General features: G+C 44.7%; 13 protein-coding genes. 6 read left to right on the top strand and 7 right to left on the bottom strand.

From position 1 onward, the window contains the following. Nucleotides 1-25 precede the first annotated feature (25 nt). The 5 genes from K1X84_00120 to K1X84_00100 all read left to right on the top strand — a co-directional run bounded on the left by K1X84_00120 (nucleotide 26) and on the right by K1X84_00100 (nucleotide 3595). The gene (locus K1X84_00120; protein MBX7150010.1) at nucleotides 26-928 is read left to right on the top strand and encodes a pirin family protein; all 903 of its coding nucleotides are present in this window, start codon (nucleotides 26-28) and stop codon (nucleotides 926-928) included. A 43-nt stretch (nucleotides 929-971) separates the two neighbouring features. Then, entirely contained in the window at nucleotides 972-1145 is a 174-nt protein-coding gene (locus K1X84_00115) for a hypothetical protein (GenBank protein ID MBX7150009.1), read from the top strand. 204 nt (nucleotides 1146-1349) lie between these two features. Continuing rightward, nucleotides 1350-1937 carry a hypothetical protein gene (locus K1X84_00110; protein ID MBX7150008.1) on the top strand — a complete coding sequence of 196 codons (588 nt, stop codon included), beginning with the start codon at nucleotides 1350-1352 and terminating at the stop codon, nucleotides 1935-1937. Between the two features lie 28 nt (nucleotides 1938-1965). After that, nucleotides 1966-2550, top strand: a complete 585-nt coding sequence (locus tag K1X84_00105) for a hypothetical protein (GenBank protein ID MBX7150007.1) — start codon at nucleotides 1966-1968, stop codon at nucleotides 2548-2550. 34 nt (nucleotides 2551-2584) lie between these two features. Further along, entirely contained in the window at nucleotides 2585-3595 is a 1011-nt protein-coding gene (locus K1X84_00100; protein ID MBX7150006.1) for a DUF433 domain-containing protein, read from the top strand. Nucleotides 3596-4085: 490 nt separating this feature from the next. Here K1X84_00100 and K1X84_00095 read toward each other — a convergent pair whose 3' ends face one another. From K1X84_00095 to K1X84_00065, 7 genes are all read right to left on the bottom strand, one after another. Further along, nucleotides 4086-4601 (bottom strand): archaemetzincin, encoded by a 516-nt coding sequence (locus K1X84_00095; GenBank protein ID MBX7150005.1) that lies wholly within the window; start codon nucleotides 4599-4601, stop codon nucleotides 4086-4088. Nucleotides 4602-4631: 30 nt separating this feature from the next. After that, complete coding sequence (locus K1X84_00090; protein MBX7150004.1) at nucleotides 4632-5993, bottom strand: sigma-54 dependent transcriptional regulator; 1362 nt, start codon at nucleotides 5991-5993, stop codon at nucleotides 4632-4634. Between the two features lie 5 nt (nucleotides 5994-5998). Continuing rightward, nucleotides 5999-7582: a HAMP domain-containing histidine kinase gene (locus K1X84_00085; protein ID MBX7150003.1), complete on the bottom strand. Its 1584-nt coding sequence runs from the start codon at nucleotides 7580-7582 to the stop codon at nucleotides 5999-6001. 227 nt (nucleotides 7583-7809) lie between these two features. Then, nucleotides 7810-8493: a hypothetical protein gene (locus K1X84_00080; GenBank protein ID MBX7150002.1), complete on the bottom strand. Its 684-nt coding sequence runs from the start codon at nucleotides 8491-8493 to the stop codon at nucleotides 7810-7812. 70 nt (nucleotides 8494-8563) lie between these two features. Continuing rightward, the gene (gene hybB, locus K1X84_00075) at nucleotides 8564-9745 is read right to left on the bottom strand and encodes a Ni/Fe-hydrogenase cytochrome b subunit (GenBank protein MBX7150001.1); all 1182 of its coding nucleotides are present in this window, start codon (nucleotides 9743-9745) and stop codon (nucleotides 8564-8566) included. Between the two features lie 4 nt (nucleotides 9746-9749). Next, on the bottom strand, nucleotides 9750-10523 hold the full coding sequence (locus K1X84_00070; GenBank protein ID MBX7150000.1) for a 4Fe-4S dicluster domain-containing protein: 774 nt from the start codon (nucleotides 10521-10523) through the stop codon (nucleotides 9750-9752). 7 nt (nucleotides 10524-10530) lie between these two features. Beyond that, complete coding sequence (locus K1X84_00065) at nucleotides 10531-11196, bottom strand: hypothetical protein (GenBank protein ID MBX7149999.1); 666 nt, start codon at nucleotides 11194-11196, stop codon at nucleotides 10531-10533. Nucleotides 11197-11565: 369 nt separating this feature from the next. Here K1X84_00065 and K1X84_00060 point away from each other — a divergent pair, with 369 nt between their 5' ends. Continuing rightward, nucleotides 11566-12159, top strand: coding sequence for a TetR/AcrR family transcriptional regulator (locus K1X84_00060; protein MBX7149998.1), 594 nt, complete (start codon nucleotides 11566-11568; stop codon nucleotides 12157-12159). The last annotated feature ends 23 nt before the right edge of the window (nucleotides 12160-12182 follow it).

Raw genomic sequence — 12182 nt, 5'->3', positions numbered from 1 at the left:
CTGACTTGACCAAAGGAGACACGCTATGTCCATAAGACCCGTTAAACAGATCATCACATCTAAACCCACTATGGAAGGCGCGGGCGTAAAGCTCCGGCGCGCGTTTGGTTTCGGCGATACGGAAGAGTACGATCCGTTTTTGCTGTTCGACGATTTCCGTAACGAAAATCCTGACGATTACCTTGCAGGATTTCCATGGCATCCGCATCGCGGCATCGAAACGATTACTTACGTGCTCGCCGGTGACGTCAGTCATGCCGACAGCCTCGGCAACCAGGGAAAACTCGGAGCCGGCGACGTGCAATGGATGACGGCGGGCAGCGGAATTCTGCATCAGGAAATGCCGCACGGCGATCCCAAAGGCCGCATGCACGGTTTTCAACTGTGGGCCAATCTTCCTTCATCTCTGAAAATGACCACACCCCGATATCAGGATGTGCAATCCAAAGACATCCCCGAAATTACCGATGACGACGGAACGAAAGTCCGGATCATCTGCGGCAGTTTCTGGGGCAAAAACGGCCCGGTCGACGGCATCGCCGCCGATCCGCGATACCTCGACATATTCGTTCCTCCCGGAAAACGTAAAACATTGCCCGTCGAAACGTATCGTCATGCATTTGCGTACGTGTTCGACGGATCAGGCAATTTCCGCGACGCTTCATCGCCTCAACCTATTCTCACGGAAAGTGCAGGAACGGAGAAAACGTATTACGACGACGCCGGAAATCGGTCGCTGATCCTTTTCGATAGCGGTGATGAAATTACAGTTCAGGCCGGTCCGCAGGGCATTCGCTTTTTACTCGTATCCGGTAAACCTATCGAGGAGCCGGTCGCATGGTATGGACCGATCGTGATGAATACGCAAGATCAATTGAGAACGGCATTGAACGAACTTCGCGACGGCACGTTTATCAAACATCCGTAAATTTGAATCTCCTTGAGTTTCGCCTTGCATCAGGAAATCAACCATGAATAAAAAAAAGTCTCTTCACTTCGGTATGGCTTTAGCCATGTTTGTATTGTTTCTCGGGCAAGTGCTGGGATATTCCGGAAGAGCTGAAATCAGCGTGATCGTATCCATCTTACTTTTAACTCTTGCCGTCGCGCACGTCATACTGGGTATTAAAAAACAAAGCGACTAATTTTTCCGAATCCATATATGATCGATCGCATTCGTAAAGGCCGGACTGATCTGGTTTAAGTTCTGCTCTCTTTTATAATTTGCTTTTCGCACATACCTGACGTAAATTTTTACGACATTCAAAAGTTCTCTGTCACTCTTTGAATGAATTCGTAGCTCAAAAAACTAATCGTTCAAAGGGTCTCAAAAATCGTGGAGAAAATGTATGCGGTTATTAATTTTCGGCCTGTTCATTTTCCTGCCGTTGGCAGGCACACAAGCACAAGACCTCAAAGGCAAAAACGCCATCGGCGCAGTCGCCCATGCTACCATCCTGTCCGATGAAGATGGCGATGAATATCTCAGCATGTGGACCAATCCGACATGGGTGCACTTTTATTCCGACCAAAGCGCTTGGGGCGCAGGAGTATCGTACAACTACTATCGCACTACCTTTGCCGGCGAAAGAATCGGCTTTCACCAGTTTATGCTCTATCCATACTGGCGGCATCATTATCCGTTTAATGAAAAGACAGGAATTTTTATTCGGGCCGAAGCCGGCGTGGGATACGCGCGTCAGTATGAATACGTCGACGACATCGAGCGATACAATGAATGGAATTTATTTACAGGCGCGCGCGCAGGTGCGTATCATTTCCTTACCGACCGCCTGTCGCTTGAATTAAACTGGGGTGACGCTCGATACTCCCATACCATCGCTAAACATTCCTACGGCACAGGCCACAAAGATGCGCTTAATCTCGATCTGTCGTTCAGCTCGGTGAGTGTGGGGTTGTTGTGGTATTTGAAATGAAAATGGAAAAATTGAAAGGTAAAGCGATATGGCTTTCGGAATAAAAAAATTGATCCAATATGGAATTTCCGTATGGAAGGATCCAGTTTGGAGTAAGGTTATTGCAACTGTAGTCATCGGAATTCTATTGACGATTTATTCAATACTACAAAAATTAAATATTGATTTTACAAAAAGCGTCAGCTCTATTCTTACATTTAAAATTGACATATGGATTGTTATTCTTGTCGGATTAATCTTATGGATTGCCCATTCTTTTTTTAAATCTCACCCTGCAATAAGCAAACCAGAAACTGATACACAAACAACAACTAAACCGGAAGGTGATAGCCAAACATCGACCATATTTAATTTCAATTACGATGAAAATGATATACTGTCAGCCATTCAATCGTGGATGAGTGCGAGACCCTCAAAATTAAATACGCAAGTTATTTCGTTTTCAGACGTCGATAATGAACTCGGATTACTACCAGGATCAACTCAAAGGTATATTGAACAAGTTGCACAAAAATATGGATACACTACCGAACGAAAAGGAAGTAATACTATCCTTTTCAAAATAGTAAGGCCTGAACAGCCAAAACGTAATAGTTTTTTCGACAGATACTGAAACAATCGCAGTGAAATGATTTTATTTTACAAATATGAAATTAAAACATATAATTAAGAAGGATAAGAAAATTGTTTCGATTTTTGAGCGTGAATTAGAAGAAGCTTTTTCATTAATTGAAACTACGAATTGTCCAAATACGGTCCGTACTTTTATAAGATTAATAATTTATGCTGATGATATAAGAGACAGCATTTTTTTATTGGCAAAAGAAAGCAATTTATACTCTTTAAACATCCTCTATAGAGCCTTACTCGAACATTACGTGCGCGCTTACTATGTCTATCTTAGATATTCCACTGAAAAAAACGATAATGCTGGAAACGACTACATTGAATTCTTGGATTTGAATGAAAGAATTAATCTAGCCAAAGCATGGAGAAAGCAACTTAATCGTATAATTCAAATGAATAGTGCAAAAACTGTAAATTTTGATTACATGAGAATTTTTCGTAAAGAAAATCCAAGCATTGAACATTATTCAGAACAAGAACTATTAAAAAAAGGAAAAGATTTTCAATTCAGTAAGCTGATCGAATACATAAATTCCCATCCAATGTTATCAAAATTCGATTGGACAATTGAGTTTTTTTTCATTTACGTTAAATATTCAAAATTATCATCAACTGTTCATGGTGGCCCAAGAGCAATTGATATAATGCCTGAAGATGTTGATGAAGAAATGCTATTTAAAGAATCAGTTAATATTGCAAAAAAAACTGCAATAATTATGAACAGAATAAGATTTTTTTCTTTTGATGTCTTTACCGATATGGATAAAAATTTTGAATCTGTTAAGCTCACTCTTCAAAAAGAAATTCAAGAACACAGTCTCCTTAACAATGCTTTTTTAGGGTGTAATGCCATTACAATATCGCATGAAATCTGCAGAGAGCCAACTTTTAGCGGTACGCAAGTGCCAGTAAAACATTTATTCGATTATATCGTGACCGGAGAGAGGCTTAAGGAATTTCTTATCGCTTTTCCTAGTGTCAAGCGTGAACAAGCGATTGAAGTATTGCAAACTATCGATACGATTTTATAAATCAAAACTCTCGCTTTTGATATCAATTTCTTCCACGCTAGCCGTGTCGCAACCTCAACTCTCTGGATTCCCGCTTTCGCGGGAATGACAATTCCATTTTACATGTATTTGAATCCGGCCTTGATAAAACCGCCGACTTATTGAACACGAGTTCGCGACTTCATCCAGCGGAAAATGTGAAATAGATGATCTATTTTCGAATTTTTAAAATTTAGGAACTATTTTCCGCCACCAGTAAGCGAACTCGGATTCCGGCGGTTTTATTACAGCCGCAGCGCTTTTCTTTGCAACTTTCTTTTGGCGCGTTGCCAAAAGAAAGTTGATCCTATCGAAGGAACTATTTCTGGATTCCCCCGACGTGTCGGGGGAATGACAACCAAGTCAATGAGAAAACACATGGCGTAGCCGCAGGGAACGTTTGTCACTTCTCGATCCTTCGACTCCGCTCAGGACTCGAAGCGACGTCGAAGCAATTTGAGACGACGTTCCGCTAATGAAATGCTTTTCTCTCACACTCCTCGCAAAATCCCCCGCCTTTGATATCGATTTCCTCCACGCTCGCGGACGCATGCATCACACAGTCCCAACTTTTACAGTGAACGAGACCGAAGGTGTGCCCAAGTTCGTGCAAAATTTCTTTCATCGAACGTTCGAAAAGTAATTCCTCATTCGTCCGGCCCGTGTAAAATTCCTCATGCAGACGGCACACCGACACGATCGCCACCGGTCCGCGCAATTGCGCCTCCCCGAAAACAAATGTGAAAACAGGTATGAATAAATCGACCTCGACCAGGATCAACAACTTTCCGTCAAGATGATTGGCATGGTCGATTGCATGTGCAATGAGCTGCGTGGAATAATATTGCCCGCGGTCTTTGGAATAAACGCCATCCAGTTCGAGCGATACATCCAGCGGCACGACTGAATAACGATGAGACAAGGCTTCCGTAATTCGCTTTAATAAAGCAACGTTGGAAAATTTTATTGGAGAAAGATAAATCGTCATATCATCCGAACAAAATTTTCATTAGCAGGATCAAACTTTTTCGTGTCCTTTTCGGAGTCCGTATTTCTCGATTTTATTGTACAACGTGACGCGATCGATGTGGAGCGCTTCGGCGCTGCGGGATATATTCCAGTGATGGCCATCCAATACACGAATAATGTGTTTTTTCTCCATCGCCGCAAGACTTTGATCGGCGTTGTCGAACGCAACGTCTCCGGCCGGAACGTGAAACGGCAGATCTTCGACGCGAATCGTATTCGATTTACCCACGACCAAAGCGCGTTCAATCGCATTTTCAAGTTCGCGCACGTTTCCGGGCCATTCGTAGGTTGACAGAAACTCCATCGCTTCCGGTGAAACGCCGCTCACGTTCTTATTCATCGCCGAGTTAAACTTATTAAGGAAATAATGCGCGAGTACCGGTATATCTTCACGGCGCTCTCTCAGCGGCGGAATGACAATTGAAAAAACGTTCAACCGGTAATACAAATCTTCACGGAATTTTCCGGATTTCACCATATCTTCGAGCGATTCATTCGTCGCCGCAATGGTACGAAAATCGCTGTGGATCGTTTCCGTTCCGCCGACACGCATAAACTGTTTCGACTCGATCACGCGCAGGAGTTCTACCTGCATTTTCATACTTACGGAACCGATTTCGTCCAAGAAAATCGTGCCGCCGTCGGCCAGTTCGAATTTACCTTTCCTGCGGTAATGCGCGCCGGTAAACGCACCTTTTTCATGTCCGAAAAGTTCGCTCTCCAATAACGATTCCGCCAGCGCCCCGCAATTCACCGTCACAATTGGGAAATATTTTCGTTTGCTGTTCATGTGGATCGCTTTCGCTACGAGTTCTTTACCGGTGCCGCTTTCGCCGCGGATCATCACCGTCGTATCGGTTTGCGCCACGCTATTGATCAGCTCGAATATTTTTTTCATTTGCGGGCTTTCACCGATCAGATTGTCGGGACGAATGATCTCGTCGATTTTTTCTTTGAGCATCACGTTTTCCATCTGCACGGTTTTCTGGCGAATCGCTTTTTCGACGATCGTGCTGAGTTCGTCCGGATCGATCGGTTTGGTGATATAATCGTAGGCGCCGTCTTTCAGCGCTTTGATCGCGGTCGGCACGGAAGCAAAGGCAGTGATCATGATCACCATCGCGTCGGCGTCAGCTTCCCGGATCTTGCCGAGTAACTCCAACCCGCTCATGCCGGGCATTTTCATATCAAAGAGAAACAGATCCCACTTCCCTTTCTCAAATTTTTTAAGCGCTGCCTCGCCGCTGTCGGCCGTTTCAACGTAATATCCTTCCTCTTCAAACCAGTTGTGCAGCGATTCGCGGACGATTTTCTCATCGTCGACGACTAAGATTCTTGCCTGCGTTGCCATACTCCTCAGCTCGCTTTCTTTGGTAAAGGTAATTGGATGGCCATGACGGTGCCTTTTGCGGACGTGCTTTCCACTTCGATGTGTCCTTTGTGATGCGTGATGATCCCGTATGCAACGGCCAGTCCGAGCCCAGTACCTTTGGTGTCTTTGGTAGTGTAAAATGGTTCGAAAATATGTGGCAGGTCTTTCGGAGAAATCCCCGTTCCTTCGTCCCGGATACGCAGAATGCCTGTGTCCTCTCTCTGCGCAATTTCCGCCGTCAATCGCCCGCCCGCCGGCATCGCCTCGATCGCATTCATCATCAGCGCGATCAATGCCTGCTCAATCTTCTGCGGATTACACATCAATGTGAGCGGCACGGTGATTTTTTTTTCGAACGTAATGTTATGTATTTCAAAATGATGATTGAGCAGTGTGGCGCATTTTTCGACAATCGCCGCCGCATCGCATTCGATAAATTGTTCGTCGTCCCGATGCGAGAAGAGCAGCAGGTCTTTCACGATTTTACCGCAACGCGACGATTCATCCGCTATGAGGTAAAGATATTCCAGGATTTTTTCGTACTCGCCGTTTTGCTGTAGCTTGGACAATTTTTTGGCAATCAGCTTGGAATACGTCAGAATGCCTTCTAAAGGATTATTGAGCTCGTGCGCAACCGTGGCCGATAATTTTCCGAGCGATGCAAGTTTCTCGATTTGAATGACCTGGCCGTATATTTTTTTCAACTCCTCGGTCTTTTGCTGAACTTTTTCGTTAAGTGTTTCCGACCAGTCTTTGATTTCTTTATACGCCTGATCGAGTTTGAACGACATGTCGTTGAATTCTTTCGCCATTTCGCCTAATTCGTCCTGCGAACGCACAGGAATTTTGTGCGTCAATTGCCCATGCCCGAGTTTTTCAAGACCGGCCGTAATTTCATGGATCGGTTTATTGAGATAAAACGTAATAAACAGTGCGATACACAAAGCGATTACGACTAGCGCCAGCATCGACGCTATGATGATCGTTTGCGTATTCGCCTCGATCGTACGATCCAGTTGATCCACGGAAACCACGACATCGAGGACGCCGAGCAGTTTTTGTTCGGCCGCATGTGCATGACAACTGCCGTTGTAACACTCCGGTTCGTTTTCAATCGGATTGATCAATCCCAGCAAACGATGCCGGTCCGTGGTGTACACGCGAATACGTTCAGTCAGCGGAACTTGCGCAAACGTCTGATTTTCTTTATGACACATCACGCAGGCATCGGCGTGCATGTTAACGTCGCGTCCGATTTCAGATGTGTCCGTTGAAAAAATGATCGTACCTTGTTTATTGTAGATGCGTATTTTTTCAACATTCTCTTCCCGCCCGACAGTTTTGATAATCTCATGCACATCTTCACGACGGTTGAGCAGCATACTGTAGCGTGTAGATTTTTTGATCACATCGCTGATGGCATACACATTTTGGGAATACGTTCGGGTAAGATCGGTTTCAAGGCGCGAAACCGTGATGTAAGTATATATCGCGAGGTTGGCTAACAGGATCAACGAGATGACTACGATCAGCCTGAAGCTCAATTTATTTCGAAGGCGGACTGCCATAACCGAACCACTTCCGGATGTCCGTTCCAAGGTACCGACAATTAACGCGAATGGCAATGATCATGCATTTCAAAATTCAATTTGTTGGGATTGCGTCTCAATTTCGTTTGATGAAATTTTCTACAATAATTATTAAATTTTTAATAACGAATTATAATCCGGTTGATCTTGTTGAAAAGTGCTATAAGAATATTCGACTCACCGACTCTCGATGCTTTGGAGAGACATTAACCCGTGTCATTAAATAAGCGATGCAAGATTTTCAGATAATGATCTGCACCAATATATTGATATAAGAATTGAAGCCGCGTGCCCCCATCCTGCATGGTCATTCCGACATTAGGCCTTGTGAGGCGTAACTGGCTGAGCATTCGTGACAAATCGATCAATGATTTTTGCCACGCGTGCGGCGTCAATCGTACCTGCGCAACTTCGTCCGGCTTAGCTTCGATCGTTCCGATCGTAAACGGATCGTCTTCGCGCCGGTAGACACATTTGAAATCCAGCGGCGCTTTAACGCGAACTCGGCCCCATGCGCCGACAATTTCCATGAACTCTTGCCCGCGACGAACGTTTTCATCCGCTTTGCAGGAAAATACCGAACATCCGTCTTCGAGCAATCGCCTTGCAATCGGGCTGATTTCCATTTCGTAACGGTTCTCCGAACGGCGGCGAAGGGCAAGATGATGTTTCAGGTAAATATAACGCTTGTAATGACATTCCTTCAAAAGATAATTGAGAATAGGATCGATGAGATCAGTATGATTCGGTTGTGTCAACTCTTTCGCGCGATTACGCATGACTTTATCGAATGGACAATGTTCGCAGTCGAACTCCCGGTCGCATAATTTATATTCAACGACGTTGGACGTCATCCACACGCACTTCATATCGGTTAATAAAGTTTTCATAGCCGTTACTTTAAATTAATTTTGCCGACACAAATAATCTTAATAACCGAGCCCGCAAAAACCATTGCGGCTACTTATGCTGCATTGACAATTCCGTTTCGTGAAACGCTTTGGCATCGACGATAATTTCCGGCAGTTCTTTGTGCGCTTCAAACACGGGGAAATGTTGTACGATAAATCTGAACGCCAGCATGCCAAGTACGACCAACATCAATGTAATGCTGATCTCATAAATGCCTGGAAAATACGCCACAGATGAAGAAGCCTCCAATGACGTTACGCTAACGTTCATCCGATTGAGCACGAAGCCTCCGACGGTCATCACCGCCGCCACGTACAACCATTTGTTATCGGAGCGATATTTTTTCACACTGAGAATCGCCACTGGAATTAAAGTTCCGATCAGCATTTCAAGATAGAATAAATACGTTTCAGGTCCCTTAACCAGCAAGTATGGCAGATCGCCGCTATACGCCATGTCGATGAATTTGGCCGCCAGATTAACGATGAGCACGACGCTCATCACGCCGGCAATCTGACTGAGCAACGGAAGTTTCAATCCGTGATTGAAAGCTTTGGCGCTCAGATACGACTCGAAAATGACCATCGCAAATCCGACGCTGACCGCGCTGAGAAAGAAAAACACCGGCAGGAACATCGACCACCACAGCGGATGCATTTTATTCGGAACGATCAGGTACAGTGATCCTAGTGACGATTGATGCAGCGTCGATAACAAAATTCCCAGAATCATGATCGGGATCAATGCCATCCGAATGACTCGAAGTGTTTTTTTCATCCGGAATCTCTCTAACAAAATCGGGCTAAATTCCAGAAATAAAACGCTCGTATACAACATCACGCACCATGCCACTTCGAACATGACCGAATGTGTATTCCACATGATAATCGCATGCCAGATCGCCCATGGCCTTCCTAAGTCGTACATCAGGGCGAAAATGACCATGACGTAGCCCAGAAATGCCGTGAGAATAGCCGGGCGCGTAAGCGGTTTGAATTTTTCAATGTTAAAAATATGGGTGACGGCACAGATCGTAAATCCGCCGGCCGCCAGACCGACGCCGCATAAAATATCGAATCCGATCCACAGTCCCCACGGGAAAGCATCGTTCAGATTCGTCACGCCGCCGAGTCCCTGAGTGAAACGAAGAAAGGTCGAATACAAACCCGCAGCCACGATCACCGCCGCTACGGTTCCCCAAAACGTTATTTTTGAGGTCAGCGTTTTGATAAAATTATTTTTCATGGCCGTTATTCCCGTTGGTTTGTTGTTCTTCCTGGGCAATTTCGTTTTTCCGTTTGGTCAGCCAGAACATACCGGCGAGGAAGACGCTGCCGATGCCGACCACACTGGGAATTTTTTCCAAAGCGGCCATCGTGTACGTTGGCAACGGCTTCTTCGGTAAATTCGCCGTAAACCCGAGTTGTTCAAACGGAACCGGTGATAGAACCAAGACGTTCGTGCCGCCGGCTTCTTCAAGTCCGTAAATGTGCGGGTAATAGGTATCCGGATTGTCTTCAATGCGTTTTTTCGCTATGGCCTTCAGTTCATCCAGTTCGCCAAACTGCGTAGCACCCGTCGGGCATGCTTCCGCGCACGCCGTCGGTAATCCTTCTTTCACGCGCTCATAGCACATACTGCACTTGCGAACACGCGGATTCATGCTGCTCCATTCGTATCGCGGAATATGGTGCGGACATGCCTGCATGCAGTAACGGCAGCCGATACATTTGTCCGCATCGTATAATACAGGACCAATTTCGGTTTTTTGGAATGCGCCCACCGGACACACCGACACGCACGTCGGATCGACGCAGTGCATACACATTTTACGCGTGTAGACGTCGCCGTATTGTTCAACCACTGTATAAGTTTCGGAAGACAAATGATCTTTCAGCGGCTCATCGTTGGTTTTGGGTAACTCATTCTGCGTTTTGCACGCTTCATAGCACGCGCCGCATCCGACGCACATCGTCACATCGAATAAAAGTCCAAGTTGCTTTGCCATGATACCCTCACATTGTTAAAAATTCGTTCTGAAAATCTTTGACGCCTTCTTCATTGATCATACTGACAGCGCCTTCCATGACGGTACCGCCGTCTTGCATCGTCACACCGGCCATTGCAACCTGCGGTGTGTGTGAACCCAAAAATTCTTTCAGGCGATTGAATTCCAAACGCATCCATTCGGTCATTTCCTGGCCATACTTCAGGCCGCGGATATTATCCATCAGATTCGTCGGGCGAATCATCACACCCCATTGTTTACTGTAACCATTTTTGAGACCGGTACCGGTTAATTCCGGATTCACCGATTCGACAACGCCGTCAACCGGCGAACGAAACTGCAGATTATTACGTCCAACCCAAGCCAGCATAATAACATCGCCTTGTTTCACATGCGTGCCAATTGGCACCATGTGCGTCACGAACAGATGTCCCAATGCTTTGGCAATAAAGCCATCGATGCCGACTTTGACAAATCCATCCCTCATCACTTTCGCCCACGTATGTCCCTTCGAAAGAAATACCTCGCTCGGAACGACCAGACTGTGCCGGTCAAATACGGGAGTATTATACACGCTGCTTAAAGCAGGATGTGTTTGTTTTTGAGCCTTGGTGATCAGTATATCAAGGATGATGAAGAATGTGAAGGTCAAGACCACAAATAATGCTACCATATAGACGCCTCCTTTCATAGATTTTGCAGAGATAAATAATTCAATTCATGTGCCAATTTTATTCATCATCCGCAAAGGACTATGAATACGGCGCTTGCGTGGTATTATGCAGAATAATGCATCGGTCACGTTTGTAGAGTTTTTCTACGAATCAAGCTTACCAACAACAACTCTATTCAAAAACTCAGCAATGCCGATACTTAAGTGTGATGAATTTTTGAACGCAACTGTTTACTGTTTGTAACTAAGTTCAACACTTCTGGCGGCAACTCATCCCAACTATCACAAAAAATTACTTGACATCGTACCGATAGTACCTTATAATTGACCATAGGGTCAATTTTTACTACATCACCAGAAAATCAGTCAATGCTAGCGGTTGCCGACAAAGAGCAGGAAAAAAGAAAACATTTAGTCAAAACAACTTACAAATTGATTGGCGAGAAAGGCTTTACTAATCTGACTTTACAGGATGTAGCCGATCGCGCAGGCGTAAGCAAAGGGATTATTCTATATTATTTTGAAAATAAAGAGGCTTTGTTTTTAAATGTCCTTGAATGGTTAGTCAATAAAATTGAGCGGTATACGCGTGTGGAAGTCAGTAAAGTCAATACACCACAGGAAAAAATTGAAACTTTTGTCAAAGCGGCGTTCGTCGGCATTCATGAAAACAGAGAGTTTTATAAAGTCTATCTGGACTTCTTAAGCCAGAGTTCACATAACGAAGCATTTAAGAAATTTAATATTTACTATCTCGGAGAATGCCGCCAGTTACATGACCAAATTATCAAGGAAGGCATGGAAAAGAAAGTATTCCGCAAAGTCAATCTGGCTGAATCGGCTGCTTTGACCCGATCCTTGCTTGATGGAATGTGTATCCGATGGTTGTTTGATGAACCTGAAACATTTGAAATGTACCGGAAAACTACATTAGAAGCAGTTCGTTTATATTTAAAACCGTAAATTTTTTTTAATTAACTTTGACC

Source organism: bacterium, assembly GCA_019695335.1.
Classification (GTDB): domain Bacteria; phylum CLD3; class CLD3; order SB21; family SB21; genus JABWBZ01.
Note: the sequence above shows the minus strand (reverse complement) of the source record. Positions and strands in the feature narration are given on the sequence as shown.